Source organism: Geodermatophilus sp. FMUSA9-8 (assembly GCF_037034165.1).
Classification (GTDB): Bacteria; Actinomycetota; Actinomycetes; order Mycobacteriales; family Geodermatophilaceae; genus Geodermatophilus; species Geodermatophilus nigrescens.
The window spans coordinates 56,342-83,131 of record NZ_JBAGKE010000012.1; the positions used below are offsets into that span (position 1 = coordinate 56,342).

25 protein-coding genes are annotated in these 26,790 nt (G+C 76.7%); 11 read left to right on the plus strand and 14 right to left on the minus strand.

What is annotated here, in order from left to right:
* Position 1: 1 nt before the first annotated feature.
* The 3 genes from WA616_RS21670 to WA616_RS21680 form a co-directional block, all read right to left on the minus strand.
* The gene (locus WA616_RS21670; RefSeq protein WP_336033106.1) at positions 2-679 is read right to left on the minus strand and encodes a phosphatase PAP2 family protein; all 678 of its coding nucleotides are present in this window, start codon (positions 677-679) and stop codon (positions 2-4) included.
* Positions 676-1,761 (minus strand): lysylphosphatidylglycerol synthase domain-containing protein, encoded by a 1,086-nt coding sequence (locus WA616_RS21675; protein ID WP_336033108.1) that lies wholly within the window; start codon positions 1,759-1,761, stop codon positions 676-678. The genes WA616_RS21670 and WA616_RS21675 overlap by 4 nt, the downstream gene beginning before the upstream one ends.
* Positions 1,762-1,873: 112 nt before the next feature.
* Positions 1,874-4,303 carry a phosphatase PAP2 family protein gene (locus tag WA616_RS21680; RefSeq protein ID WP_336033109.1) on the minus strand — a complete coding sequence of 810 codons (2,430 nt, stop codon included), beginning with the start codon at positions 4,301-4,303 and terminating at the stop codon, positions 1,874-1,876.
* A gap of 255 nt (positions 4,304-4,558) precedes the next feature.
* On the opposite strand from WA616_RS21680, the gene WA616_RS21685 reads away from it, so the two are divergent.
* Genes WA616_RS21685 through WA616_RS21695 form a run of 3 tightly spaced genes read left to right on the plus strand, consistent with a single transcriptional unit; the run spans position 4,559 to position 9,062 of the window.
* Positions 4,559-6,109 (plus strand): lipopolysaccharide kinase InaA family protein, encoded by a 1,551-nt coding sequence (locus WA616_RS21685; RefSeq protein WP_336033110.1) that lies wholly within the window; start codon positions 4,559-4,561, stop codon positions 6,107-6,109.
* Positions 6,110-6,126: 17 nt separating this feature from the next.
* Positions 6,127-8,544 carry an HAD-IC family P-type ATPase gene (locus tag WA616_RS21690; RefSeq protein ID WP_336033111.1) on the plus strand — a complete coding sequence of 806 codons (2,418 nt, stop codon included), beginning with the start codon at positions 6,127-6,129 and terminating at the stop codon, positions 8,542-8,544.
* Positions 8,541-9,062, plus strand: a complete 522-nt coding sequence (locus WA616_RS21695) for a flavodoxin domain-containing protein (protein ID WP_336033113.1) — start codon at positions 8,541-8,543, stop codon at positions 9,060-9,062. The genes WA616_RS21690 and WA616_RS21695 overlap by 4 nt, the downstream gene beginning before the upstream one ends.
* 458 nt (positions 9,063-9,520) lie before the next feature.
* Here the strand turns inward: WA616_RS21695 and WA616_RS21700 are convergent, their stop codons facing one another.
* The 3 genes from WA616_RS21700 to WA616_RS21710 are packed head-to-tail and all read right to left on the minus strand — an operon-like array spanning position 9,521 to position 11,489.
* Positions 9,521-9,859 (minus strand): hypothetical protein, encoded by a 339-nt coding sequence (locus WA616_RS21700; protein WP_336033115.1) that lies wholly within the window; start codon positions 9,857-9,859, stop codon positions 9,521-9,523.
* Between the two features lie 44 nt (positions 9,860-9,903).
* A complete protein-coding gene (locus WA616_RS21705) occupies positions 9,904-10,917 on the minus strand; it encodes a hypothetical protein (RefSeq protein WP_336033116.1) in 1,014 nt (337 codons plus the stop codon).
* On the minus strand, positions 10,914-11,489 hold the full coding sequence (locus tag WA616_RS21710; protein WP_336033119.1) for a flavodoxin domain-containing protein: 576 nt from the start codon (positions 11,487-11,489) through the stop codon (positions 10,914-10,916). The genes WA616_RS21705 and WA616_RS21710 overlap by 4 nt, the downstream gene beginning before the upstream one ends.
* Before the next feature lie 190 nt (positions 11,490-11,679).
* On the opposite strand from WA616_RS21710, the gene WA616_RS21715 reads away from it, so the two are divergent.
* A complete protein-coding gene (locus tag WA616_RS21715) occupies positions 11,680-12,351 on the plus strand; it encodes a response regulator transcription factor (protein WP_336033121.1) in 672 nt (223 codons plus the stop codon).
* A gap of 42 nt (positions 12,352-12,393) precedes the next feature.
* Here WA616_RS21715 and WA616_RS21720 read toward each other — a convergent pair whose 3' ends face one another.
* The 5 genes from WA616_RS21720 to WA616_RS21740 all read right to left on the minus strand — a co-directional run bounded on the left by WA616_RS21720 (position 12,394) and on the right by WA616_RS21740 (position 16,933).
* Positions 12,394-14,046 (minus strand): GAF domain-containing sensor histidine kinase, encoded by a 1,653-nt coding sequence (locus WA616_RS21720; RefSeq protein WP_336033123.1) that lies wholly within the window; start codon positions 14,044-14,046, stop codon positions 12,394-12,396.
* Between the two features lie 164 nt (positions 14,047-14,210).
* Positions 14,211-14,654 carry a pyridoxamine 5'-phosphate oxidase family protein gene (locus WA616_RS21725; RefSeq protein ID WP_336033125.1) on the minus strand — a complete coding sequence of 148 codons (444 nt, stop codon included), beginning with the start codon at positions 14,652-14,654 and terminating at the stop codon, positions 14,211-14,213.
* A gap of 163 nt (positions 14,655-14,817) precedes the next feature.
* Positions 14,818-15,363, minus strand: a complete 546-nt coding sequence (locus tag WA616_RS21730) for a flavodoxin domain-containing protein (protein WP_336033127.1) — start codon at positions 15,361-15,363, stop codon at positions 14,818-14,820.
* On the minus strand, positions 15,360-16,277 hold the full coding sequence (locus WA616_RS21735; RefSeq protein WP_336033128.1) for a universal stress protein: 918 nt from the start codon (positions 16,275-16,277) through the stop codon (positions 15,360-15,362). Before WA616_RS21735 ends, WA616_RS21730 begins: the two co-directional genes overlap by 4 nt.
* Positions 16,274-16,933 carry a CBS domain-containing protein gene (locus WA616_RS21740; protein WP_336033130.1) on the minus strand — a complete coding sequence of 220 codons (660 nt, stop codon included), beginning with the start codon at positions 16,931-16,933 and terminating at the stop codon, positions 16,274-16,276. The genes WA616_RS21735 and WA616_RS21740 overlap by 4 nt, the downstream gene beginning before the upstream one ends.
* 216 nt (positions 16,934-17,149) lie before the next feature.
* Here WA616_RS21740 and WA616_RS21745 point away from each other — a divergent pair, with 216 nt between their 5' ends.
* The 6 genes from WA616_RS21745 (at position 17,150) to WA616_RS21770 (ending at position 22,348) form a co-directional block, all read left to right on the plus strand.
* A complete protein-coding gene (locus tag WA616_RS21745) occupies positions 17,150-18,115 on the plus strand; it encodes a universal stress protein (protein WP_336033132.1) in 966 nt (321 codons plus the stop codon).
* Between the two features lie 2 nt (positions 18,116-18,117).
* Positions 18,118-19,041, plus strand: a complete 924-nt coding sequence (locus tag WA616_RS21750) for an ABC transporter ATP-binding protein (RefSeq protein ID WP_336033133.1) — start codon at positions 18,118-18,120, stop codon at positions 19,039-19,041.
* A complete protein-coding gene (locus tag WA616_RS21755; RefSeq protein ID WP_336033134.1) occupies positions 19,031-19,825 on the plus strand; it encodes an ABC transporter permease subunit in 795 nt (264 codons plus the stop codon). Before WA616_RS21750 ends, WA616_RS21755 begins: the two co-directional genes overlap by 11 nt.
* Before the next feature lie 211 nt (positions 19,826-20,036).
* On the plus strand, positions 20,037-20,957 hold the full coding sequence (locus WA616_RS21760) for a universal stress protein (protein ID WP_336033136.1): 921 nt from the start codon (positions 20,037-20,039) through the stop codon (positions 20,955-20,957).
* Between the two features lie 10 nt (positions 20,958-20,967).
* Entirely contained in the window at positions 20,968-21,966 is a 999-nt protein-coding gene (locus tag WA616_RS21765) for a zinc-dependent alcohol dehydrogenase family protein (RefSeq protein WP_336033138.1), read from the plus strand.
* Positions 21,967-22,069: 103 nt separating this feature from the next.
* Positions 22,070-22,348, plus strand: a complete 279-nt coding sequence (locus WA616_RS21770) for a hypothetical protein (RefSeq protein WP_336033140.1) — start codon at positions 22,070-22,072, stop codon at positions 22,346-22,348.
* A gap of 57 nt (positions 22,349-22,405) precedes the next feature.
* On the opposite strand, the gene WA616_RS21775 is transcribed toward WA616_RS21770, so the two are convergent.
* The 3 genes from WA616_RS21775 to WA616_RS21785 are packed head-to-tail and all read right to left on the minus strand — an operon-like array spanning position 22,406 to position 25,007.
* Positions 22,406-23,011 carry an Rv1733c family protein gene (locus WA616_RS21775; RefSeq protein ID WP_336033142.1) on the minus strand — a complete coding sequence of 202 codons (606 nt, stop codon included), beginning with the start codon at positions 23,009-23,011 and terminating at the stop codon, positions 22,406-22,408.
* On the minus strand, positions 23,008-23,886 hold the full coding sequence (locus WA616_RS21780; RefSeq protein WP_336033263.1) for a universal stress protein: 879 nt from the start codon (positions 23,884-23,886) through the stop codon (positions 23,008-23,010). The genes WA616_RS21775 and WA616_RS21780 overlap by 4 nt, the downstream gene beginning before the upstream one ends.
* A complete protein-coding gene (locus WA616_RS21785; RefSeq protein WP_336033143.1) occupies positions 23,883-25,007 on the minus strand; it encodes an Acg family FMN-binding oxidoreductase in 1,125 nt (374 codons plus the stop codon). Before WA616_RS21785 ends, WA616_RS21780 begins: the two co-directional genes overlap by 4 nt.
* Before the next feature lie 212 nt (positions 25,008-25,219).
* On the opposite strand from WA616_RS21785, the gene WA616_RS21790 reads away from it, so the two are divergent.
* Complete coding sequence (locus WA616_RS21790) at positions 25,220-26,752, plus strand: DUF4389 domain-containing protein (protein WP_336033264.1); 1,533 nt, start codon at positions 25,220-25,222, stop codon at positions 26,750-26,752.
* Positions 26,753-26,790: the final 38 nt, after the last annotated feature.

Genomic DNA, 26,790 nt, shown 5'->3' on the forward strand with positions numbered 1-26,790 from the left:
CTCACGGGCGGGCCCCGGGTCCTCCTCCGCGACGGGGGGTCCCGGGGCCCGTCGGCGTGGGCTCCTCCCGGTGGGAGCGGGGGACGCCGAGCGTCAGGCGCAGGGCCATCGCGAGTGCGACCCCGAGGGCCGCACCCCCGATGACGTCCAGGGGCGCGTGCGCCCCCAGGTAGACCCGGGCCACCGCGTTGAGCGAGGCGAGCAGCAGCACTCCCGTCCGCCAGCGGCCACGCAGGTACGGCCAGAGCAGGACCGCGACGCCGAAGGCGACGACCGCGTGACCGGACGGGTAGGCGATCCCGGCCGAGGGCACGTCCCGGAGCACGGCCCCCGGGATGGTGCTGCCGGGCCGGCTGCGCTGCACCAGCGCCTTGACCAGCTCGCCGTGCAGGAGCAGCTTCAGCGGGACGAGAGCGCACAGGGACAGAACCAGCCGCCACCGCCGCAGCAGCGAGGCCGGCACGGCCACCAGCAGCGGCATGCCGAGGACGCCTCCCAGTTGGAGGGCCCACAGCACCGGCGCCCAGGACGACGGCCAGCCGTTGACCCACCGGAAGACCGCTGCCTCGACCGCGCCCACCCGTCCCGAGGACACCGCCACGCTGCACACCGCGGTCGCGGCGGTGGCGAGCACCAGGACGACGGCGTCGCCCGGCCTGCGGACGACGGGGCCCCTCACGGACGGGGCGCCGCGCCGGCCCGGCCCACACCGTGGCGCCAGGCCACCCAGGTGACGATGCCGCACGGGATCGGCAGCAGCCACGTCAGCAGCCGGAACACCAGCACCGCGCCTGCCGCGGCCGCAGGGTCGGCCCCGACCGCGGTCAGGCCGGCCACGTAGCTCAACTCGGCCACCCCCAGCGCGCCGGGCGTGACGGGGATCGCGGTCACCAGTCGCGTGATCGAGAAGACCGCCAGCACGGTCAGCCAGGGGACCCCCGCGCCGGCCACCGTGCGCAGGCAGGTGAGCAGCAGCAGGAACAGCGCCGCGTGGCTGACCACCGTGGCCACGGTCAGGCGGACCCAGCGGTGTCGCAGCAGCTCGAGCGAGTCGAGCCGGAAGCGTTCGGCGCGCGCGACCCAGCCGGTGGGGGCCGATCGCCCGGCGACGCGGGCGAGGGCGCCGACGGCCCGCTCGCCGGTGGCCGCCAGGAGGGCCGCCGCGGTCCCGTGCGTCACCACCGCGACCAGGCACCCGGCCGCCAGCAGGAGCAGGACGGACCCCAGCCCAGCCGCCAGCTCGAGCCCGCGCGGTACGTCCGCGACCACTGCCACGCCGGCCAGGGCGAGCGCAGGCGTGCCCAGCTTGACGAGGTTGTTCCACACGCCGGTGAGCGCGACGGCCCGGGCGATGGCGGTCGGGGACAGCCCGAAGGACGAGAACATCGCCGCGTTCACCCCGACGCCGAGCGCGAAGCCCGCCGGCACGGTGTTCGAGACGGCGGTGGAGGCCTGGTCGGCCATCACGGCACGACCGAGGGTCAGTCCGGGCAGGGCCGCCATCCACACCGGGCCGTAGGTGAACAGGTTGACCAGGGCCACCACCAGCACGAGGACCGTCTCGGTGCGCGTCAGCGCCCGCACCAGTCCCCAGGCATCGGCGTAGTCGGCCAACCGCGGCAGCAGCCCCGCGAAGACCGCGACCACCACACCCACCGTCAGGACGGTGCCCCCCACCGGCCCGGTCAGCAGCCGGCGCACCCGGCTCCGAGGAGGCACCCGGGCGGGGACGTCGAGCACGGGAACGCGCTCGGTGACCATGGGTCCAGTCGACGACGCCGACGACTCCCGCGCCCGTGCCGTTGGTCCCGTCCGGGAAGGGCTTGCGCCCTCCGGGGTTCGACCACGGGCCGGCACGCGGCCACCGGGACGGTCAGGACGACTCGGACCGGGCTGGGTCACGTCGGCCCGTCACGGCCGTGGGACGGGTCCACCGGTCCGCGAGCAGGCCTGCGGCCGCCGGCAGCCAGGTGGTCAGGAAGCGGGTGACGACGACCGCGGCGCACGCCGCGGGGGCCGCCGTCCCCAGGACCCCGAGGAACAGGACGAGCGACGCCTCGGGCCCGCCGGGCACGCCGGAGACGGGCAGCGCGGCCCACAGCGACCGGAGGGCGGCGTAGCCCGCCACGAGGGCGAGTGTGGGGATCCCCCCGCCGACCGCCTGCACCGCGCAGGTGAGGACGGCGGCCTCCGACGCCGTGGCGACGACCGACCAGCCCAGCAGGGATACCCGGTCGCGCCTCGGCACTCCGGGGCGGGCCGGGAGCGGCGGGGCGGCTCCCGCTCCGGGACGACGAGCCGCCAGCTGCCCCGCGCCCACGAGCGCCCAGGCGACCGCGCCGGCGGCCGCGGCGGTCAGGACGCCCGTCGGGGACCGCCACGAGGGGACGGAGCCCTCGACGACGGCGAGGGCCAGCGCAGCAACCGTCACCGCGGCGGCCCCGGCGAGACCCGCGAGCGCCGTGCGGACCGTCGCCGCCGATGCGGCCGGCGGCACCAGCCCGGCCCGTTCCAGCAGCCGGGCCCGGGCGATCCGCTCGCCGTCCCGGCCGTGGCCCAGGCCCGCGTGCCGGGCTCCCAGCGTGACGACGAGGGCGCGACCGACCGAGACCCGCCGCTCGGCGGCGTACCGGACGGCGGCCGCCCGGGCCAGGGCTGCTCCGGCCGCCAGCAGCGCGGCGCCACCCAGCCAGCGCCATCCCTGCGGCGCGAGACCGCCGGCGGTGGCGATCGGGCCGGCGACGACCGCCGGCCCCGCCAGTGCCAGGAGGCAGCCGACGCCCACGAGCGCCCGGGCGACCGGAGGCGTGGGCGGGGACACCGGACGGCCCGGGTCGGGCAGGTCCAGCCGGGTGTACGCCGCGGCCCGCACGGCGCCCAGGCGGGACGGGTCGGCGCGCAGCCGCCGTCGGGTCTCCGCCGACAGCGCCGGCGGCGTCAGGGAGGGGAGCGCCGCCGACACGGCCGCCGCCCCGAGGACGTCGACCGCCGCCGCCACCAGCTCGGTCGCGTCGGAGGGGACTCCTGGCGCGGCTGCCAGTGACGTCAGCAGCTCGGCGACGTCGACGGCCACCTCGTCGTCGGTGGCGCCGGTCCGGGCGTTGCCGAAGTCGACCAGGCAGGGACGGCCGCTCGCGTCCACCAGGACGCTGGAGGCCACCAGGTCCCGGTGTGCCACCCGCGCGGCGTGCATCCGGGCGACCTGTTCCCACACCTCGCGCAGGAGGCCGGGCGTCCACGCCGACGGGTCCAGCTCGTCGAGCGGCCGTCCCTCGACGTACTCCTGCACGACGACGGCGTCCCCGTCGCCACCCCGTGCCAGCAGCACCGACGGCACCCGCACCCCGCGCCGCTCGACGGTCAGGGCGGCCACGGCCTCGTGTTCGGCCTGGTGTCCCAGCGGCGCGAGGGCGTCGGCGTCCTTGACGTCGCCGACGGCGAAGGCCCGCCACAGCCGGTGCAGCCGGTCCCGCTCGTGCCGGTCGGGCTCGAGGTACTTCACGTACAGCCGGCGCCCGTCCTCACCGACGGCCTCGAACGGATGCGAGCTGCGCGCCCGTACCGACGCCGGGACCACGCCGGTGACCGGCAACCCGAACCGCCGCAGCGTCGCCTCGACCCGGCCAGGCGCCACCTCGCGCGCCGGCACCCCGGAGACCCAGTGCACCAGCGAGCCGATCGCCCAGCCCAGGGCCACGCCGCCGACCACGTCGAGGGGCAGGTGGGCGCCCACGTACACACGGGCGAGCGCGACCGACCACGCCAGCGCCCAGGCGATCCGGCGTCCCCGCCGGGTCAGGTACGGGGCGGCGGCGGTCGCCAGCGCCGCGGCCACCGCCGAGTGTCCGGAGACGAAGCCCAGGCCACCCACGGTGCCCTCGTGCAGCACCGCGCCGACCGGCAGGCCTGCGGGCCGCTCCCGGCCGACGAGCGACTTGACCAGGTCGGCGGCCAGGTAGGCGGCCAGGCCGGACACCAGGAGGTCGCGCGCCGCGCGGAAGCGGCGGAGCAGGACGGCCGCCAGGGCCAGGGCCGGGACGGCGAGGACGTTGCCCAGTTGCATGACGACCCAGACGGCCGGCAGGACGCCGGCCGGGAGGTCGTTGAGCAGCCGGAAGACGTCCCGTTCGAGGAGTGACAGACGGCCGCGCTGGGCGACGAGGACGCCGGCTCCGAGGACGAGGAGGCCGAGGGCCGTCCGGACGAGGTCGGTCGGCAGCCGCACCGGGCGCGGCCTGCCCGCACCGGCCCGGGGCTCCGTGGGGTCGACCGTGCGCCGGGCCGGGACGGTGCGGGTGGTCACCGGGCCAGTCCAGCGCCCGGACGAGCAGCCCGGGCAGGGTCCTCCGGCCCTGCCGCACGTGCCGGCCGGCCCGGGCGCGGCCGGGACCGCCCGCACGAGCCTGGACCGGTGACCGACGCCGGACGGGCCGTGCCCGTGATCGAGGACCGCACGGGGCACGCGCCCACGCGCCCGGCCGGCCGCCCCCGACGCCCGTCCTGGCCCGCGGGTCCGTCCTGGCGGCGGCCCTCGGGTCAGGACCGGACACCACGGCACGTGCCGCACGCCGCCTGGGCCTGGGCGGCGGTGCTCATCGCCGCTGTCGTGCTGCTGGTCCTCGCCGACCGGCGCGGGAGTCTGCTGGGCCTGGACGGCGTCATCGCCGACGTGGCCGGCCCGCCGGAGCACCGAGCCGGGTCCGCCGGACTCGTGCGGGTCGGCACGGTCCTGGGCTACCGCGTCCTCTGGGTCCCGACCGCCCTCCTCCTCGTGTGGGTGGCGCGCTGGCGGCACCTGCTCGTCTACCTGGCGACGATCTCCGGCGTGGCGGCGATCGCCCAGCTGGCGGCCGGGGAGGGGGTGCTGGTCCGCGCCGTCCGCACGGAGATGACCGGCCGGTCGGCTCCCGTCGAGCTGTCCGCGTGGCCGGTCCTCGTCCTGGCCACCGTGTCGGTGGCGACCCTGTACGTGCTCACGCCGTCGGGTCGGCCGCGGCGCTGGGGGTGGGCGGTGGTGGCGGTCATGGTGGCCGCGGCGGTGGTGCCCCGTGTGTCCCTCGGTCTCGACGGTCCCTCCGTCGCCGTCCTCGCCGCGGTCGTGGGGGCTGCCGCCGCGGCCCTCCTGTGCACGGTGCTCACTCCCGAGGACGCCTTCCCCGTCACCTGGCGCCGGCGGGTGACCGCCCACCTGACCCTCGACGAGGCGCGGACAGGGCGCATCCGCGCCGCCGTCCGCGAGCAGCTCGGCGTCGATGTCCGCACCGTGGAGCCGTTCCGGCTCGACGGGTCGGCCGGGTCGACCCCGTGCCGGCTGGAGACGGCCGCCGGTCCGGCCCTGTTCGCCAAGCTCTACTCCACGACCCACCTGCGGTCGGACCGCTGGTACAAGCTGCTCCGCGTCCTGCGCTACGGCCGGCTGGAGGACGAGGCGCCGTTCGCCTCCGTGCGCCGGCTGGTGGAGCACGAGGACTACATGCTGCGGTTGCTGCGCGACGGCGGGGTCCGCGTGCCGGATCCGATGGGCGTGGTGGAGGTGGTGCCGGGGCGGGAGTACCTGCTGGTGACCGAACTGGTGCCCCGCACCGTGGAGCTCCGGCGGTCCCGGGTGGGGGACGCGGTCGTGGACGACGCACTCCGCCAGGTGCGTCTGCTGTGGTCGGCCGGCGCCGCCCACCGTGACGTCAAGCCCTCGAACGTCCTCGTGCAGGACGAGACCAGGGTGGTGCTCATCGACGTCTCGTTCGGAGAGCTGCGGCCCAGTCGCTGGCGGCAGGCCGCCGACCTGGCCGACATGCTGCTCTCCTGTGCGCTCGTGGCCGGGCCGGAACGCGTCCTCGAGCGAGCACGGCGGCAGTTCACCGAGGCGGAGCTGGCCGAGGCGATGGCGACCACCAGCTCGCTGACCCTGCCCACGCAACTGCGCCGCATGCTCGCAGCCGACGGCCGGGACCTGGTCGCCCGCTGCCGCCAGCTGCTGCCGCCGCACCACCGGATCCGAGCCCAGCGGTGGAGTGCGCGGCGGGTCCTGCTGCTGCTGGCGACGGCCGGGGGAGTGGCCGCGACGCTGGTGCTCGCCGCGCTCAACCTGCGTGCCGGCGGCCTGCTGTGAGCGCCGGGACGGCCCCCGTGGCGCCGCCCGCGGTCGCGGGGGACCGGGATCCGACGCCGGACGGCGGCCTGACCACCGCGCAGGTCGCCGAGCGGGTGGCGGCCGGCCGGCGCAACACCGTGACCACACGGACCAGCCGCACGGTCGGCCAGATCGTCCGCGCCAACGTGCTCACCTTCTTCAACGGGCTGCTGGTCGCCCTGTGGGTGCTCGTCGTGCTGACCGGCCGGTGGCAGCACGCCCTCTTCGGCGGGGTCGTCGTCGTCAACTCGGCGATCGGCATCGTCCAGGAGCTGCGCGCCAAGCGGACCCTCGACCGGCTCGCGGTCCTCCAGGCGCCGCGGGCGCGCCCGGTCCGGGACGGCGCCGAACGCAAGGTCCCCGTGGAGGACGTCGTCCTCGACGACCTGCTCGTGCTGCGGGCCGGTGACCAGGTGCCGGTCGACGCCGTCGTCCGTTCGGCCCGGGGCCTCGCCGTCGACGAGTCGCTGCTCACCGGGGAGGCCGACGCGGTGGCCAAGGACGCCGGTGACCCGGTGCTCTCCGGTTCCATCGTGGTGGCCGGCAGCGGCCGGGTGCAGGCGACCGCGGTCGGGGACGAGGCCTACGCCGTCCGGCTGGCCGCGCACGCCCGGGCGTTCACCCGCACCCGGTCGGAGCTGGTCGAGGGCACCACCCGGCTGCTGCGCTGGATCGCCCTCGGGCTGCTCGTGGTCGGCCCGGCGGTCCTGTGGAGCCAGTTCCGGACCGGTGAGAACGCCGACTGGCGCGACGCCGTCACCGGCACCGTCGGAGCCCTGGTCGGCATGGTCCCCGAGGGTCTGGTCCTGCTCACCACGCTTGCGTTCCTCCTGGGCGCCGCGGGGTTGGCCCGCCGCCAGACGCTGGTGCAGGAGCTCCCCGCCGTCGAGGGCCTCGCCCGGGTCGACGTCGTGTGCCTGGACAAGACCGGCACTCTCACGTACGGCGACGTCCGCTTCGACCGGGTGGAGTGGCTCGGCCCCGACGCCGGCCTCGATGCCGGCGCGGAGGTGGCGCTCGCCCTGCTCGCCGCCTCCGACGGAGGAAACGCCACCGCCCGTGCGCTGGCGGACGCCTTTCCCGCCGCAGGCGGTGCCGCGGCGGTCGACGGCGTCCCCTTCGACTCGGCGCGCAAGTGGTCGGCGGTGCGGACCGCGGCCGGCACCACCTGGGTGCTGGGAGCGCCGGAGATGGTCCTGCCGGCTCCGGCAGGAGGCGTGCAGGGCGCTGCCCGCGACCGTGCCGATGCCTTGGCCGCGGACGGGCACCGGGTGCTGCTCCTCGCCTGTACTGCGTCGGCGTGGACGTTCCGCGCCGGGATCCCGGAGCTGCCTCCCGGCCTGGCCCCAACGGCACTCGTCCTGCTCGCCGAGCGGATCCGCGAGGACGCCGCCGACGTGCTGCGCTGGTTCACCGAGCAGGGCGTGGCGCTCAAGGTCCTCTCCGGCGACAACCCCCGCACCGTCGGAGCCGTCGCCGCGGCGGTCGGTCTCCCCGGGGTGTCCGGCGCCGTCGACGCCGTCGACGCCCGCACGCTGCCCGAGGACCTCGGGCAGCTGGCCGACGTGCTGGAGTCGGTGTCCGTGGTGGGTCGGGTGGCACCGCACCAGAAGCGGGCCGTCGTCCGGGCGCTGCAGCAGCGCGGGCACGTGGTCGCGATGACCGGCGACGGCGTCAACGACGCGCTCGCGCTCAAGGACGCCGACATCGGCGTCGCGATGGGCAACGGCTCGCCGGCGACGCGCGCGGTCGCGCAGCTGGTGCTCCTCGACGGCCGGTTCGCGTCCCTGCCGCACGCCGTCGCAGAGGGGCGCCGGGTGATCGCGAACATCGAGCGGGCAGCCAACCTCTTCCTGGTCAAGAACGTGTACAGCCTGGTGCTCGCGCTGGTCACCGTCGCGACCCTCGTGGCCTACCCCCTGACCCCGGTGCAGCTGACCCTCGTCTCGGCCGTGAGCATCGGCGTCCCCGGCTTCGTGCTGGCCCTCGCTCCCAACGCCCGCCGCTACCGGCCCGGGTTCCTCGGCCGGGTCCTGCGCTTCTCCCTGCCGGTGGGAGCCGCGACCGGGACGGTCGCGTACGCCGGCTATGCCCTGACGCGGGGGCTGGACCCCGGCGGCGGGGTGACCGCCGCCCGGACGACGGCCGTGCTGGCGGTGCTCGTCGTGGCCCTGTGGACGGTGCTGGTGCTGGCCCGTCCGCTCACCGTCGGCCGTGCCGGACTGGTTGCCGGGATGGCCGCACTCGTGGTCGTCGTCCTGGCAGTGCCGGTCCTGCGCGAGGACGTCCTGCTGCTGGACCTCACGGCCACGACGCTGGCGCTCGGCACCGGGCTCGGCGCGGCGGGTGCCCTGCTGGTGGCACTCGCCTCGTGGCTGGTCGAGACGCGTATGCCTGCGGGAGGACGGCGGTGACCACGGCGCGGGTGCTGGTGGCGGTGGCCGGCCGGCACGGTGGGACGGCGGAGGTCGCCGACGCGGTGGCCGACGGCCTACGGAGCGGGCTCGGCGCCGGCGTCGTCGTCGACGTGCGGCTGGTCGCGGAGGTCGACGACGTCACCGGCTACGACGCGGTGGTGATCGGCAGCGCCGTCTACCACGGGCGCTGGCTGGAGACGGCCCGGGAGATGGTGCTGCGCTGTGCCATCGACCTGTGGGACCGCCCGGTGTGGGTGTTCTCCAGTGGCCCGGTCGGGGACCCGGGCCGCCCGCCGGAGGTGCTGCTCGACGTCGAGGAGGTCCTCGTGCAGACCCGCGCACGAGAGCACCGGGTGTTCCCGGGCCGGCTCGACCGGGCAGCACTGTCCCGGACGGAGAGGGCCGTCGCGGGGCTGCTGTTCCTGCCCGACGGGGACCGGCGCGACCCGGCCGCCGCCCGCCGGTGGGGCCGGCGCATCGCCGCTGCCCTCGCGGCCGTCCCGCCGGCGGACTGACCTCCGGCCGGGCACGTCCGCGGAGACACCGAGGACTCCGCGGACACGCCGGCCCGGTCCGTCAGTACCCGGAGGCGTCGAGCGGGTCGATCGTGTCGCCGACCGGGCGCCGGCCGGTCGGGTGCAGCGCCTCGGCACTGACCGGGACCCAGCCCACGAGGTGACCTCGACGGCGGCCAGGTGCTCGGCGTGGCCGGGATCGGGTAGCCGCTGCACCCGGGCGGCGAGACCGGCCGCCCGCAGGGCCACCCGGAGGTGGTGCAGCGCGGCGCCGCAGCTGAGCAGCAGGTCCCGGCTCTCGGGATCGGTGGCCGGCAGGCGCCGGGTCGGATCGGCGAACAGGTGCATCGACGGGCGCCCGACCCGCCACCGTCACGGCTGGGAGTCGTGCACCGAGGGGGCGCGGTTGGCCGGCTACACCACCGCACGGACGGTGGCGTGGTCGAGCGGGTAGGGGGTCACGACTCCTCCTGGACGGGAACGGTGCGCTCGGGGTCCTGCACCGCCGGGAGGCCGGCCACCCGGCCGCGGAGGAGGCAGGTGGCGCCAGCGAGGTGGGAGTCGACGGCCACCAGGTGACGGCGTACCTCCGCGGTCACCTCGGGACGGGTGGCCGGGACCGAGACGAGGACGGTCCTGGCCGGGCCGACGGAGGCTCTGTCGAAGGCCTCCGCGACCAGTGCGGCCGCTGCCGAGGAGGGCAGCGGCCGGGTGGCGCGGATCTCCACGTGCACCAGGTCGCCCTCCGCGGTCAGCACCGCCTCCGCCAGGTCGCCGTCGGCGCTCCGCGCCGTCACCCGTACGTCCTCGTCGACGGTCCGCGATCTCGTCGACCCGGTGCTCATGACCGGGATCCCGAGCGGTCGTCCGCCCGGCGCGGAGCGGGACCACCGCCGAGGGCGCCGAGGGCGCCGAGCGCGGCCAGCGCGACGACGCCGTCCCCGCCGTGGCGCGGGGGAGCGGCCCGGCGTCCGGTGCGGAGGAACCCGGCCCAGCAGAGGACCGCCGGGAGGACGGTGACCACGCCGATACCCGTCATCGTCAGGGCGGTGCCCACCGTCGAACCGGGATCTCCGTGCACGGTGTTCGACCAGGCCATCGCGACGACCGCGGCGCCGACGAGGGCGAGGCAGCCGGACACGGCGAACGCGGCCGGGCCGGACCACCGGGCGCGGCGCAGCAGCCCGACGCCGGTGGCCGCCGCCGCCGGCAGGAGCAGGACGAGGTCCTCGAAGGCCACGGTCCACCACACCTGCGGGCCGGCCAGGTACTCCTCCGACGGGTGCCCGGAGACGATCGACCACCACGCGGGCAGGTACCGGCCGAGGAGGAAGGCCGCGACGACGAGCAGGAGCAGCGGACCGAGCACCCGGCGGGTGCGTTCCTCGAGGGCGGCGGCGGAGGGACGGACCGCCCACCAGGAGCCCAGAGCGACGGCGCTCGACACCAGCAGGACCGTGAGGAACAGCGGCAGGTACGCCTCGTCGTTCCCCGGGGTGCCCGTGCGGTCGGGCCCGAGCACGAGCTCGGCCGCGAGGTACCAGGCGGCCGTCGCGCTGCCGAGCGCGAGGAGGGGGCCCGCCGGCGAGCGCCGCAGGAGCAGCGCTGCGGCGAGGAGGAGCGAGGGGACGACGAGCAGGAGGGAGACCAGGTCGGCGCCCTCGAGTTGGTGTTCGAGCAGCGGAGTGACCCGGTAGGTGATCGCCCCGGTGGCCAGCGGTCCGAGGACGGCGACCGCGCCGACGGCGACGGCGAGCGCCGCCGTGGCCGGCGCCAGCCACCGTGCGGCCCCCGGGTCCACCGCGGAGCGGTCGAGCCGGTCCGCGGTGACCGGGCGGAGCGTGTCCGCCCTCATCGCCGGTCACCGGCCGGGGGAGCGCTGCCATCAGCAGCGGCGACGGTCGCCCGACCCAGCACATCGGTGGCGACCTGTCGCGACCAGCGGTCGATCGCGGCCCAGTCGCGGTGGTCACCGGGGTGCTGCCCGACGACGCGGTAGAAGGCCCGGCCCCACAGCGGGACGCCGTCGATGCGGACCACACCGGCGAACAACCGGTGCCCGCGCAGGGCGGCGCCGGCGGGGAAGCCCTGCTCGACCCGGGCGCGCTCCTGTCGCGCCAGCCAGCGGGTCACCCGCCCGCGCGGGGCGATGCCGGCGACGCTGAAGCACCACACCGGCCGGCGGGTGTTCGGGTCGCTCAGCCGGTGCAGGAGGTCGAGGGCCCCGGGGAGCCAGCGCATCGAGTGCACGGCGCTGCCGACGACGGCCGCGGCGTAGCCCTCGGGGTCGACGTCGGTCCCGGCCTGGCGCACGTCGACGTCCAGGCCGGCCTCGCCCAGCACGTGTGCCACCCGCTCGGCCACCTCGCGCGTGGACCCGCCGGCCGTGGCGTAGCCGACCAGGACCCGGGTGGGGATCTCGTCCATGCCCAGACGCTCGCCGTCCCCGCCGCCGGCGGGGAGAGCCGGACGTCACCTCGGTGGGGGCCGGAGGTCGCCGGGGCCGATGGGACCGTCGTCCGGGACCTTCGGCCCTGCTCCTCCGGCCGTGCCGAGGACCTAGCCTCGGCAGGGGACCGTCCCGGCGACGGGACCGACGTGCGGCGAGAGGGAACGCGTGGACACGACCGGGCAGCAGGCGCAGATCGGGGTCTTCCTCCTCGACGACCACGAGATCGTGCGCCGGGGTGTGGCCGACGTGCTCACGAGCGACCCGGGCATCCGTGTCGTCGGCGAGGCGAAGAACGCCGCCGAGGCGCTGGCGCGGGTCCCGGCCCTGCGCCCGGACGTCGCCGTCCTCGACGTCCGCCTGCCCGACGGCGACGGCGTCACGGTCTGCCGCGAGCTGCGGTCGAAGATGCCCGAGCTCCGGGTGATCATGCTGACCAGCTACAGCGACGACGAGGCGCTGTTCGAGGCCATCATGGCCGGCGCCTCGGGATACCTGCTCAAGCAGATCCTGGGCCCGGATCTGGTGACGGCGGTCCGCACGGTCGCTGCCGGCGGATCGCTGCTGGACCCGTCCGCGACCACCGCGGTGCTCGAGCGCATGCGGCGGGCGGCGGAGCCGGCCGGCCCCCTGGCCAAGCTCAGCGAGCAGGAGCGCACGGTGCTCGAGCTCATCGGCGAGGGGCTCACCAACCGGCAGATCGGCGAGCGGATGTTCCTCGCCGAGAAGACCGTGAAGAACTACGTGTCCCACCTGCTGGCCAAGCTCGGCCTGGAGCGCCGCACCCAGGCCGCGGTCCTGGCCACGGAGCTGCGCTCGGGTCCACCGCAGCAGGGCTGACCGCTCTCGTCCGCCCCGCCCGTTCTGGGGCAGGGGCGCGCGTCAGGACAGCGGCGCCCACCACCGGAGTCGGGTCCCGCCCTCCGGCAGGCCCTCGACCGTGAGCCCGCCGCCCCGGGCGGTCGCGCGCTCCTCCAGGTTGCGGAGCCCGCTGCGTGCGGCGCGGGCGTCGATGCCGCGGCCGTCGTCGACGACCTCGAGGACGACGGCGTCACCCACGTCGAGGGTCACGGTCACGTGCCGGGCCCTCGAGTGCCGGGCGGCGTTGCTCACCGCCTCCCGGGCCACGGCGACGACGTCGACGGCGAGGTCCCCGGTGACGAGGGTGTCGACCGCTCCGGACATGCGCACGGTCGACTCCAGGTCCCCGGACATGCCGGTGACGACGTCGAGGACGGTGCGCCGGAGCCCGGCGTCCTCGGTCTGGTCGGCGGTGTGCAGGTCGAAGATGCTGGTCCGGATGTCCCGGACCGTGGCGTCGAGTTGGCCGACGACGTCCCGGATCCGGCGGGAGGCCAGCGGGTCGGCGACCCGCGGGAGCACCGACTGCAGGCTCAGCCCCGCGGCGAACACGCGCTGGATGACGTGGTCGTGCAGGTCCCGGGCGATGCGGTCGCGGTCCTCGTAGACGTCGAGTTGACGGGCGACGCGCTGCTGGGCGGCGAGGTCGAGCGCGACGGCGGCCTGGTCGGCGAAGGAGCCGACGAGGGGGACGAGCGTCGGGTCGAACGGGGCGCCGCCGGCGCGCCGGGCCGCGACGATGACCGCTGCCTCTGCCTGGCTCCCGCGCAGGGGAACGGCGAGGCAGGGGCCCCAGTCCACGTGGGCGTTCGGGCCGTCGTAGGCCATGCCGCTCATGTCGAGCGTCACGACCTGCCCGGCGGCCTCGAGGGCGGCCTGGAGGACCGGGCTGTCGGAGGCGTCGAGGTGCCGCCCGGCGAGGTCCTCGAGGTCGTCGCCGACCTGGACGCGGACCTCGAAGCAGCCGGCGTCGTCGGGGCCGACCATGATCCAGGCGGCGGCGGCGCCCGTGAGGGCCGCCACCCGATCGGCGACCAGCTGCAGGGCCGGTTCCGCGGAGTCGGGGTCCAGGAGGGCGGCCCGGACGTCGGACAGGGCGGTGGCCCACCGCCGTCGTTCCTCGGCCTCCTCGTACAGGCGGGCGTTGTCGACCGCCACACCGGCGGCGCCGGCCAGGGCCATCAGCACGGCCTCGTCCTCGGCGGTGAACTCCCCGTGCCGCTTCTCGGTCATGTACAGGTTGCCGAAGACCGTGCCCCGGACCAGGACGGGCACCCCGAGGAAGCTGCGCATCTCCGGATGGCCCGGAGGGAAGCCGACGGAGGCGGGATGCCGGCCGAGGTCGGCGATGCGCAGCGGGTAGGGCTCGGTGATCAACTGCCCGAGCACTCCCTTGCCCTCCGGGAGGGAACCCATCGCGGCGGCCTGCTCCTCGCCGATGCCGACGTGGATGAAGGCCGCGAGTCCTCCTTCCGGAGCGAGGACGCCGAGGGCGCCGTAACGGGCGTCGACGAGGTCGGCGGCGGACTCGACGATGCGCCGCAGGGTCGTCTCCAGGTCGAGCCCGGTCGACACCGAGAGGAAGGCGTCGAGCAGGTGCTGGATGCGGGCCTGGCTCCGGGCCACGGCGCTGAGACGCTCCTGCACCTCCTCGATCAGCTCGCTCAACCGCATGCCGGCCAGCGGAGATCCCGCGACCGGGTCCGGTCCTGTCCGGGGTCCCGGCACGGTCATGTCCTGGCTCCCTCCGTCGGCGGAACTGATCCGTCCACGGAGCCTGGCACGGAAACCCTCGGAGCAGTAGGCGCCCGGAGTGCCGTCCGCGACACCTTCCAGGGTCATGCGGAGCGCCGGCGCACGGCGGCGTCTGCAGGCTCCGTCCGCCAGCCGCTGACCATCCCGACCGTCAGGACCACGTAGCCGTGCCCGTCCCCGGGGACCGGCGCCACGGGCCAGCCGAGCGCGTCGCAGGCCGCCAGGTCGGCCGCCCCGTGCACCGTCCGGACCGGGCCGACGACCGTCACGGCCCAGTCCGGCTGCCCGTCGGGGCCGTCCGTGCCGTCGACGCCCAGGACGACGACGGCACCGCCGGCCGGCGGCACGTGGTCGCTGTCCGGCCGGGTGGGGATGACCACCCGGCCGCCGTCCAGCACGAAGCGCACCGGGCTGATGGCCGGCATCGCGCTGCGGGTGAACGCGAGGTGGCCCCGGGAGGTGCCGGCGAGGAGGGCACGGCACTCCTCCTCGCCGAGTTCCCTGCGCACGAGTCCCGTGGTGCCCACGTCCGGCCCCCTGTCCAGTCGTTCCCGGACGGCGTCGACCCCGGGCGCGCCTGAGCCGGCGCTGGGGTCGAGCCTGTCGTCCTGTCCCTCCGGATGCCCAGGGACCTCCGTCCCGGCGTGGGGGGACGCTGGTCCTGCGGCGCGGAGGCCGTGTTCAGGTGCGTCACGAGTGGGCGGCGGGCTCGGGCACCGGTGTCCCGGCGAGCTCTGCGGCGATCGCGCCCGCCCAGTCCCGGAGTGCGTCCCAGTCCCGGAAGTCGCCGACGGGGGCCCGCATGGCGGTCACCACGGCCCGCTCGGCGAAGCCGAGGAGAGCCGTGTCGATCCTGCCCGGGAAGATGCGGTGACCGCGCGGCGCGAGGAGCGCCGCGACTGCCGGCGCGTCCTGTGCCTCGTCCACCGGGTAGGGAGGCTCGCCGATCGGGCCGCTGGAGAACAGCCACACCGGTCGCCGCCGGAGGGAACCGGCGCACCGGGTGGCGAGGTCGCGGGCGGCCGGCAACCAGCGGCCGGCGTAGACGGCACTGCCGAGCACGACCGCGTCCCAGTGGCCCGGATCGGGACGGGACTCCGCGGGGACGGCGGCCGCGTAGAGCCCGAGTCCTCGGCCGGCGTCGGACGCCATCAGGTCCCGGGCCAGGGCCTCGGCCAGCTCCCGGGTGGCCCCGTGCCGGCTGGCGTAGGCGACGAGCACTCGCGGACCGTTCATCGGGAGCTCCCTCGGTGGAGGTCGAGCGGCACCACCGCGACCGGGCAGGGAGCCCGGTGGACGACGGCACGGGTGGTGGAGCCGAGCCGGGCGAGGGCGCGGTGCCGACGGGAGCCGAGGACCAGCACCTGCGCCGTGAGCCCGGCTGCGAGCAGCGCACGCGCGGGCCGGTCGCGGACGACGGCCTCGCGGACCGTCACGTCGGGCTCCTTGTCGCGCCACCCGGCCAGCGCCTCGGCGAGCACCCGGCGCTCGTCGGCCAGCACGCCGGCCCAGTCCACGAGCGGCCCGGCCGACAGCAGGGCGGTCTCGAGGGCGACGTCCTGCCAGGCGTGCACGGCCAGCAGGTCGGTCTGCCGCCGGGCTGCCTCGGGAAAGGCGAACGCGAGGACCGCGTCGTCGTCGGGGCGGCCCTCGACGGCCACGACCACGGTGGCGCGCGGACGGACGACTGCGGCGGTCGGGTCGGGCATCAGCAGGACGGGGCAGGGTGGCTCGGCGAGGATCGCCGCAGCGGTCGATCCCAGGAGGAGGCCGGTCACCCCGCCGGCGCCCCGGCTGCCCAGGACGAGCACCTCGGCCCCCCTCGCCGCGTCGGTGAGAGCGGTCGCGGGGGCGCCGGGAACGACGGACCAGCGCACGCGGTCGGGTCCGAGGGCGTCCGCCGCATCCGCCGCGGCGGTGCGCAGCGCCGTCTCCGCCGCGGCGTGCAGGAAGCCGCCGAGGCCCGACGCTCCGGCCGGGCCCATCCCGGAGGCCGGAGCGGCCGCTGCGGGCCAGGAGAGGGCGTGCACGAGGTGCAGTTCCGTCCCCCGCCGCGCCGCCTCCTCGACGGCGGCCGACGCTGCGTCCGCGGAGGAGTCCGAACCGTCGACCCCCACGACGACGGGCCGTCCGCGCAGGTGGGCGGTCACGGCCGGTCCGCCGGCGCCGCGACGCGCCCGTCCCGGGGTGGTGTCCCCTGGTGGGCCGGGGGGAGTATCCGGATGCGCACGACGCCGCCGACCGTGCGGGCCAGTGCCGTGAGGGCACGCTCCTCCGTCGCGACCGAGACCTGCGGGACCCCGTGCAACCGCTGGATGGTCGCCACGCCGTCGAGGACGGTGACGTCCCAGGCGCCGAGGTCACCGGTGTACTCCTCGACCAGTCGCAGCACGTCGCGCCGGACGTCCTCGTCGGACCGGACCAGCAGCCGGAGGAGGTCGCGGCGGCTGACGATGCCGGCCAGCCGTCCGCCGTCGGTGACCGGCAGGCTGCGGAGCCCCTTCTCGACGAAGAGGCGGGCGACGTCGGCGGCGTCGGTGCGGACGTCGACCGACCGCACGTCCCGGGTCATCACGTCGTGCACCAGGGCGGGAGGGAGCGTGTCGGCCTGGTCCCCGTCGCGGCGCAGGTGCAGCCGCGGGTCCTCGGGCAGCCGGTCGCGCAGCAGGTCGGCCTCGGCGACGATCCCGACCAGCCGGTCGTCGTCGTCGACGACCGGGAGGGCGGCGTAGCCCCGGTCGGCCATCACCTCCGCCGCGTACCGCACGGCGGTGTGCGGTCCCACGGTGACCACGTCCCGCGTCATGACGTCTCTCGCCTGCACGGCTCCTCCTCCGGTCGGCTCCTGGTCCGGACGCTAGGGAGGTCCCGCCGGTCGTCCCCAGGGTCGGCCGCCGTGGGGGAGCAGGGACGGAGGTCCCGGGCGCGGGGGTCCCTGGCCCCGCGCCGGCGATCCGCTGGACCGCGCATCGTCGGTGCGACGCCCCGGTGACCGCCCGGGGCCCGACGGGGAGGACTCCTCATGGACACGACCGACCGGCCGCACGGCGGGAGCGCACGCATCGTCGTCGGGGTCGACGGCTCGGCGGCGGCGCGCGCGGCCCTGCGCGCGGCCCTGGCCGCGGCGGTGGCCCGCGGTGCGCGGGTGGAGGTGGTGAGCAGTTACGCGGCCGACCTCTACTGGCTCGGTGGTGCCGGCGTCGTCGTGCCGGTCGTCGAGGACGTGCGGGGAGCCACCCGTCGTCGGGCCGAGGAGCTCCTGGCCACCGTCCGGACGGAGGTGCCCGGTGCCGCCTCGGTGGAGGCGGCCGTCGAGGTCACCCTGGACCCGGCGGCGGCGGCGCTGGTCGCCGGTTCGGTGGGCGCGGAGCTCGTCGTGGTGGGCAACCGGGGACGCGGCGCCGTGCGCAGTGCGCTCCTGGGCTCGGTGGCCCTGCACACCGTGACCCACGCGCACTGCCCGGTCCTGGTCGTGCACCCGTCGTCCGGGGAGCCGGCTCAGCCGCCCCGCGTCGTCGTCGGGGTGGACGGGTCCGCAGCCGCACGGGTGGCGCTCGCCGCTGCCGTGGAGGAGGCCGCCGTGCTGGGCGCGGACGTCCGTGCCGTCGCGACCTACGCCGTGACCGACTACTGGGTCGACCTGTCCACCGTGGTGCTCCCGTCGCGGGAGGAGATCCGCGACGACCTGCAGCGACGGGTGGCCGAGTCGGTCGAGGCGGTGCTCGCCGGCCGGCCCGGGGACGGGCGCGCACCCCGCGTCGAGATCGAGGTGGTGGAAGGAGCTGCCGCGGACGTGCTCGTCGAGCGGGCCCGGGACGCGGCCCTGCTCGTCGTGGGCAGCCGCGGCCGTGGATCGGTGCGTGGCCTGCTGGTCGGATCCGTCGCCCTGCACTGCGTCATGCACGCCGCCGGTCCCGTCCTGGTCGTGCACCCCGTCCGCCGGCCCGCCGAGGGCACCGTGGGCCCGGCGGCCTCCGCGCTCGTCTGACGATGGAGGGCACCGAGCCGGACGTCGTCGTCCGGACCGCCGGGCTCACCAAGCGCTTCGGGCGCACGGTGGCGCTGTCCGACGTGGACCTGGAGGTGCGGCGCGGTGAGGTGCTCGGCTGGCTGGGACCCAACGGTGCCGGCAAGACGACCACCCTGCGCTTGCTCATGGGCTTCGCCCGGCCGAGCGCGGGCGGGGTGCGGGTGCACGGCCGCGACCCGTGGCGGCATCCCGCTGTCGTGCACCGGCAGGTCGGGTGGCTGCTGGGGGAGCCGGCCTTCCACGACCGCCTGACCGGCCGCCGGCACGTGGCGATGGGTGCGCGGTTGCGGGGCGTGTCCCCGGACGACAAGTCCGCCGCTGCGGTCTCCGACCGGCTCGGACTGGACCTCGACCGCCCGGTGGGCGCGCTGTCGAAGGGCAACCGGCAGAAGCTCGCCGTCGTCCTGGCCCTGCTCGGCCGGCCGCAGCTGCTGGTGCTCGACGAGCCCACCAGCGGCTTCGACCCGCTGGTGCAGCAGGAGTTCCTGGCGCTGGTGCGGGAGCACGCCGCCGAGGGCGGGAGCGTGCTGCTGTCCTCGCACGTCCTGGGCGAGGTGCAGCGCACCGCCGACCGCATCGGCGTGCTGCGCGCGGGCCGGCTGGTGGCCGTGGAGGAGATGTCCGTCCTCCGGGAGCGGTCCCTGCACCGGGTGCACGCGTCCTTCGACGGCCCGGTCACCGCGGCCGACTTCGTCGGCGTGCCGGGTCTGCGGGACGTCCGCGTCAGCGCCTCGACGCTGAGCTGTGCAGCGCCGGCCGGATCGCTCGACGCGCTGGTGCGCCGGTTGGCCCGGCACCGGCTCGTCGACCTCGAGTGCAGCGAAGCCGACCTCGAGGAGACGTTCCTCGCCTACTACGGAGCGGGAGACCCCGATGTCCGCTGAGGTGCTCCGGCAGGCGGTCACCCTGCGGTGGCGCGGGACGGTGGTGTGGGCCGCCGGCCTGGCCGCCCTGGTGACGCTGTACGCGGCCCTGTGGCCCAGCATCCGCGACCAGCCGTCGCTCACCGACCTCATGGACGCGATGCCGGAGGTGCTGCGCTCCCTCCTGGCGACCACCGACCTGTCCACACCCGTGGGCTACGTGCAGGCGGAGGTCATGGGGCTCACCGGACCACTGCTGGTCACCCTGTACGCGATCGTGTCCGGGGCAGCCGCAATCGCCGGCGAGGAGAGCCGGCACCGGCTCGGCCTGGTCCTGGCCGCGCCCGTGGGCCGCGGCCGGCTGGTGGTCGAGCAGGCCGGTGCCGTGGTGCTCGGGACCCTGGTCCTCGCCGGGGTGGTCGTCCTCGCCCTGCTGGTCTCCGGTGCGGCGTTCGGTCTCGACCTGCCGGCGGGCCACGTGGTCGCCGCCGGTCTGCACCTGGGACTGCTCGGCGCGGTGTTCGGCGCGCTCGCTCTCGGAGTCGGCGCGGCCACCGGCAGCCGCGTCCTCGCCCGGGCCGTCCCCGGCGTCCTCGCCGTCCTGGCCTACCTGCTGAACGGGCTGGCGCCGCTGGTCGGCTGGCTCGAGCCCCTGCGCGTGCTGTCGCCGTTCTGGCAGTCGCTCGGCCACCAACCGCTGCTGACCGGTCTGTCGGTGCACGGGGTGGTCGTCTGCGCGCTGGCGGTCGTCGTCCTCACCGGGCTGGCGGTCCCGGCGTTCGCCCGGCGGGACGTGGCGGTGTGACCGCCGATCAGCGGCCGTCGCACCTGCGCATCCGCCCCGGGGTCTTGCAGCGGCACCCCGCCGTCCGTCCGCGACGTGCACCGGCCGCTCACCCCCAGGACCAAGGTCCACCCGGACGGGGACGTCCGGCGGCGGCACCGCCACCGGGGCCTGCCGGAGGGTGACGCGAGACCCCGGCGACCTGCCGGGGCGCGACCGGGGAGTGCAGCGGATGACGCAGCCGGCGACGTCGGACGAACCCGGGGGCCGGGTGGTCGTGGCCTTCGACGGATCACCCGGGGGCCGCGCCGCGGTGGTCTGGGCGCTGGAGGCCGCCGCCCGCGCGCGGACCGGCCTGGAGGTGGTCGTCGTCCTCCCGGTCGGGGAGGCGTGGGAGGACCCCGACCTGCTCGACCCCGCGCGGATCGACCTGGTGCGCTCCGACGTCGGGGTCCACGTGCGGGACCTGCTCGACGAGTACGACCGCGGCGGTGACCTGCCGCAGGCGCACGTCACCACCACCGTGCTGGTGGGCCGCCCGGTCGACGAGCTGGTCGCCCGGGCGGCCGACGCGGGCCTGCTCGTCGTCGGCAGCCGCGGCCGCGGGGCCGCGCGCAGCACCCTCCTCGGCTCGGTCGCCCTCGGCTGCGTGACCCGGGCCGGCTGCCCGGTCGCCGTCGTGCACCCGTCCGTCCCGGGACCGGGGCCCGCCCGCGTGGTGGTCGGCCTCGACGACACCGACGGTGCCCGTGACGTGCTGTGGCGGGCCGCCGTCGAGGCGCACCACCTCGGGGCGTCACTGGAGGTCGTGGTCGCGGTCCGGCCGCCCGAGCACTGGGGCGACTTCGCGTCGGCCGCCCTGCCGGTGCGCGGGGAGACCCTCGCGCACGCCCGGTGGCGGGTCGAGGGCTTCGTCGATGCCGAGCTGGGCCGCCGTCCGGACGTGGACGTCGTGGTGGACGCCGGCCGTCCCGCCGACGTGCTGGTCCGCCGGGCCGAGGGGGCCGCGCTGCTCGTCGTCGGGAGCCGCAGCCGCAGCCGGCTGGCCGGGATGCTGCTCGGCTCGACCGCCCTGCACTGCGTGGTCGCGGCGCCGTGCCCGGTCCTGGTCCTGCACCCGCAGGCGGTCCCGGCCGACGTCCCGACGGTCTGAGGGGGCGGGGGTGCGGGCCTGGGAGGTCGGGACGCCGGCGCCGGCCGACGAGGGTCCGCTGCAGCGGGTGGACCGTGAGGTCCCCGAGCCCGGGCCGGGACAGGTGCGGGTCGCCGTCAGCTGCTGCGGTGTGTGCCGCACCGACCTGCACCTGGCCGAGGGCGACCTGCCGCCGCGGCGGCCGGGCGTGGTCCCCGGCCACGAGGTGGTCGGCCGGGTGGACGCGCTCGGGCCGGGGACGACCCGCTTCGCCCTCGGCGACCGGGTGGGCGTCCCGTGGCTGGGCCGCACCGACGGCAGCTGCCGGTTCTGCCGCCGCGGGGACGAGAACCTGTGCACCGGCCCGCGGTTCACCGGCTGGGACCTCGACGGCGGCTACGCCGAGGCGTGCCTCGTCGACGAGCGCTTCGCCCTCCGGCTGCCCGACGGCGTCGACGACGAGCACGCCGCGCCGCTGCTGTGCGCCGGGATCATCGGCTACCGGGCGCTGCGGCTGGTCGAGGTCCCGCCCGGCGGCAGCGTGGGGATCTACGGCTTCGGGGGCAGCGCCCACCTGACCGCCCAGCTCGCGCTGGCCCAGGGGCTGCGGGTGCACGTGCTCACCCGCGGCGCGGGCAACCGGCGGCTGGCCGCGGAGCTGGGCGCGGACTCCGTCGGCGGGCCCGCCGACGCCCCGCCCGAGCCCCTGGACGGCGCGGTGCTGTTCGCGCCGGCCGGCGAGCTCGTCCCGGTCGCCCTCCGCGCTCTCGACCGCGGCGGCACCCTCGCCGTCGCGGGCATCTGGCTGTCCGACGTCCCGCCGCTGTCGTACGCCGCCGAGCTGTTCCAGGAGCGCCGGCTGCGCAGCGTCACCGCCAACACCCGCCGTGACGCCGAGCAGTTCCTCGCGCTCGCGGCCCGGCTCGGGGTGCGCGCCACGACCACCGGCTACACCCTCGACGACGCCCCGCGAGCCCTGTCCGACCTCGCGCACGGCCGCTTCGCCGGTGCCGCTGTGCTGCACGTCTGACGGGCCGTTGGTCCCGGCGCCCGGGACCCTCGCCCCCTGCCGCGGACGGCGCCACCGGACGACCGTGGGACCAGACAGACCGCATCCCCCAGGAGGTCCCGACGTGACCGTGTCCGACGCCCCCGCCCCCAGCGAGCACCCCCGCCGGGAGATGTCCGAGGACGAGAAGCTGATCGCCCAGTGGGAGGCCCGTCACGACGTGGCCGCCCGCGGGCACCACCCCGACCCGATGGCCGTGCAGCACTACCTCGAGCACACCCGCACCGCCGAGCGCGGACGCCACGACCGGCCAGTGACACCGCCCGCGGGCCGACCGGCCCGGCCGGCCGCGTCCGAGCAGCCGCGGCGCCCGTGGTGGCGCCGGCTGTTCCGCCGGTCCTGATCGACGTGCGAGGGGCCGGGACGCCGTGGCGTCCCGGCCCCCTCGCACGTGCGTCGCTCAGCGCGGCCGGTAGCGAGCAGTCCAGAGCGGCCCGACCTCGGCCCACTCCTGGGTCCACGCTCGCTGACGCCCTCGTTCCAGCAGCGCGCACACCGATGCGTGCACCACGACCACCGCGGCCAGACCCACCAGCAGCGTCAGGAACCCGGCGGTGACGGTCACGACGACGACGTCGCCGCGGTCCATCGGCGGGCTCGTGTGCTCCCCGGCCGGGTCGATCCACACCGGCACGCTGTCCCCGGCGTGCCGCCCGACCGGCACCGGCACCGTGTCCTCGTGGCCGACGCCGTCGGGGCTCGTCCAGGACACGGGCGCGGTGGCACGCAGCGTCGACGTCCCGGCGAGCACCTCGGCGTCCTCCAGCAGGACCGCCGGGACCTGCTGCTGGTCCGCGGCCTGCTGGGCGGCCCTCGCGCCGACGTCCGTCGCCACCACGCTCGCCACCGCCAGCGCCAGGGGCAGGACCGACACGGCGAGCAGGACGCTGCCCACCCAGGACAGCAGCTCCACCCGGTCGCCGGTGCGGGCGCCGGGCGCGAACCCGATCCGCACCCTGTCCCGCACGCGGCCCGGCCGGGGAGCGGTCCCGCCGGCGGTGCTCACCGGCCGAGGGCGACGGCGGCGCCTCGCGGCGCGTCCGCGCCGCGCTCCACGGGAGGCCGGGGGACCACCAGCACGGGACACCGACCCGCAGCAGCCACCGTCTCGACCACCACGCGTCCGGCTGCCGTCCGTGCCTGTCCGACGACCACGAGGGCCGCTCCGCGGGAGAGGCCGAGGAGGGCCTGCGTCGCGTCCCCCGGCCGGACGTCCTCGGTGACGGCCACCGCGGGCCACCCCTCCCGCACGTGTCCGGCCTGCAGGTCGACCAGCCGGCGCTCGGCACCGGCGACCGCGGAGGCGACGGCCGCCGCCCAGCGCGGATCCGATGCGGTCGTGCCGGGGCGGCGGTGCCACGTGTGGACGATCCGCAGCGGTCTGCCGCGGGTGCCGGCCTCCTGCGCTGCGGCAGCGAGCACCGTCGTCGTGCCTGGTGAGCCGTCCACCCCGGCGACGACGTCGGTCCCGTTCCCTGCGTGCGGCGGGACGAGCAGCAGGGGTCCCCCGGCCGTACGGACCAGGGCCCGGGCGACGGGACCGAGGCCCGTGCTGTCGTTCCCCGTGCCGATGACCAGGAGGGCCGACCGGGAGGACTCCTCGCACAGCACCTCGACCGCGGACCCTGCCCGCACGACGGTCCGCACCGTCAGGGCGGGGACGAGGGGGAGGAGGTCCTCCCGGAGCGTGGCCAGACGGAGCAGAGCGCGGTGCCACGGGCCCCCCTGCGCACGTCCTGCATCCGGCGCGTGCTCCACGGCCGTCACCAGGACCAGAGGGCGCAGCTCGCGGTGCGCGACCTCCGCCGCCGTCCGCGCCACCGCCGGCATCGCGGCACCGTCGTCGACCCCGACGACGACCGGAGGACGGCCGGCGGTCATCGCCACGTCGTCCCGCCTCGGCCGTCGGGGACGGGACGGGCGGGCGTCCGTGCCGGAGCGGCCGGCTGCACCCGTCCCGTGATCTGGCGCCCGGTGGAGGCCGCGCTGTTCTCGACGACGGTGGCCCGGGGACGGCGAGGGGTCGGCGACGTGGCCGGCGCCCGTCCGATGCGGAGCACCGCCTGCGGGTGCGTGTCCCAGGTGAGGGCCGCACGCAGCTGCGTGCGGGTCACCGGGACCTCCACCGCCTGCGTGAGCGGCCCGGCGACCCAGCCGTGGGTGGTCAGCTCCAGCAGCACCCGCTCGAGGGCCTCCCCACACCGGAGCCATGCCGACAGGTCGTCGCGGGGGGTGGCGAGGACGACGAGTGTCTGGTGCGTGCCGGAGTCGGTGTCCGGAGGGAGCAGGCCGGCCCCGGCGGTGTCGAAGTCCCGGACCGGCAGCGCGTCGTGCTGGTGCCCGTCGACGTGCGGTACGGCGGAGGCGGGGACCCCGTCGCCGGCCCGGGGGTCCCGGTTGGTCCAGCGACGCAGCTCGGCGCGGTAGGCGGGATCGGCGTTCTGCATCCCGTCGGCCTGCTGGGTGAGCCGCGCGAGGAGCCGGACGTGGTGGTCGCGGGTGACCGGGACGAGGGTGGTCTCCTCCGCGGCAGCGGCCGCGACGAGCACCCGTAACAGGTCCTCGGGCACCCGTCCGGGCGCGTAGCGGCGCCGGTTCGTCCGTCGTCGGCGGACCGCCGGGGCGAGGGTGGCCAGCGCCGGGTCTGCGGGGCCGTCCACCGGCCGGAGGACGGCCATCAGCTGCGGGTTCCCGTCGAGATCGGGCAGTCGGTCCACGCGCACGGCGACGCCGGCCGCGGCCAGTGCGACGCGTGCGTTGAACAGAGCCGCGCCGACGCTCAGCGTCAGGGCCCGGCCCAGGGGGTCCAGGACGGGCAGCTGCCGCGCTCGGTCGGCGAAGAGCTCCAGCCGGTCGGTGTGCAGGACGATGCGCCAGGGCTGCGTGTTGTGGACGGAGGGAGCGCTGGTCGCGGCATCGGCAGCCGCCTCCAGTGGTGCTGTGGCGGGGACCCGGCTGCGTCGGTCCGGCGCGGGTGAGGGGGCGGTGCTGGGGCGGGCCATGAGGATCTCCTCGGGACAGTGCGTGTCCCGAGCCTCGCCGCCGTGCGGCGGTCCCGTCCCGGGCCTGCGGTCACCGACGGCAGCGACCAACGTCCCCGCCCGGGACCCGCCTTCGGCCGTGTCCGCGCCCGCCGCGCCGCAGGAGCCTCGGATCGGCCGCCGGAGCCGGGGACGGTCCCCGGACACGCAGCGGCAGGAGGTGTGCCGTGAGCATGTCCGTGCCGTCGACAGCCCCACCGGGACCGCGCGCCTATCCCGTCCGGGTCGACGGGGTCCTCGACCCGCCCCTGTCCCGCGGGCTCTGGCTGGTCAAGTGGCTGCTGCTGCTCCCGCACTACCTGGTCCTGACGCTCCTCTGGACAGCGGTGGCGGTCGTCAGCGTGATGGCGTTCGTCGCGATCCTCGTGACCGGGCGCTATCCGCGTCCGCTCTTCGACTTCACCGTCGGCGTCCTCCGGTGGAGCTGGCGGGTGCACCACTACGGCTACGGCGCGCTGGGCACCGACCGGTACCCGCCCTTCACGCTCGCCGAGGTGCCCGGCCATCCCGCCCACCTCGACGTGCCCTACCCCGACCGGCTGTCGCGAGGGCTGGTCCTCGTCAAGTGGTGGCTGCTGGCACTGCCGCACTACCTGGTGCTGGCGGTCTTCGTCGGCGGCGGGGTGTGGCTGGGAACCGGGACGGGCAGCGGCGACGGCGCCTGGGACGACGGCTGGGCCTTCGGCGGCCTCGTCGCGCTGCTCGTCGTCGTGGCCGGGGTCGTCCTGCTGTTCAGCGGGCGCTATCCGGTCCCGCTCTACGACTTCGTCCTCGGCATGGACCGCTGGGCGCTCCGGGTGGCCGCCTACGTGCTGCTGCTGACCGACGAGTACCCGCCGTTCCGGATGGACATGGGTGGCACGGACCCGGGCTCGCGGCCGGTCCCACCCGCGTCCACGGGGCCGCTGCCGGCGACCGCCAGCCGGTGGACGGCGGGCCGGGTCGCCTCGGCCGTCACCGGGTCGGTCCTGCTCCTGGCGGCGACCGGCCCCCTGATCGCCGGCGGCACGTCGCTGTGGGCCGACCGGACCCAGCGGGACACCGACGGCGTGCTGCTCTCACCCACGGTCTCCGTCGACACCACCCGGTACGCCATCACCACCGGTGCCGTGCTGCTCGAGGGCCAGGGACTGGACTGGGTGGTCGACGAGCTCGTCGGGACCGCCCGCATCGAGGTCACTGCGGCCGACCCGGACGACGAGGTGTTCCTCGGCGTCGCCCCGACGGCCGCCGTCGACCGCTACCTGGGCGGTGTGGGACACGAGATGGCGGGCCCCCTCGACTGGGACACCGCGGGCGGCCGGTCCTGGACGACGGAGGACATGCCGGGCGGACCGCCTGCGTCGTCGCCAGGGGAGGCCGGCATCTGGGCCTCCTCGGCCTCGGGAACCGGGACGGTCACGCTGGACTGGCGTCCTGACGAGGGGAACTGGACGGTCGTGCTCATGCGAGCTGACGGGGACGCCGGGCTCGAGGCGGACATCCGGGCCGGGGCCACCCTGCCCGGCCTGACGGAGTTCTCCACCGCTCTGCTCGCCGCAGGAGCACTGCTCGTCGTCGTCGGTGGCCTCCTCATCGGTGCCGCCGCGCACCGCGCCCGGCCACAGCCGCCGTCCGGTCCGGCCCCTGCCGTGCGTCGTCCGCTCCCGCCGGACCCGAGGGGCGCGGAGCCCGAGCTGACGCCGTCCACAGGTCAGCGGACCTGACCGCACACGACGACGCTCCTGCCGGACCCGGCGGGAGC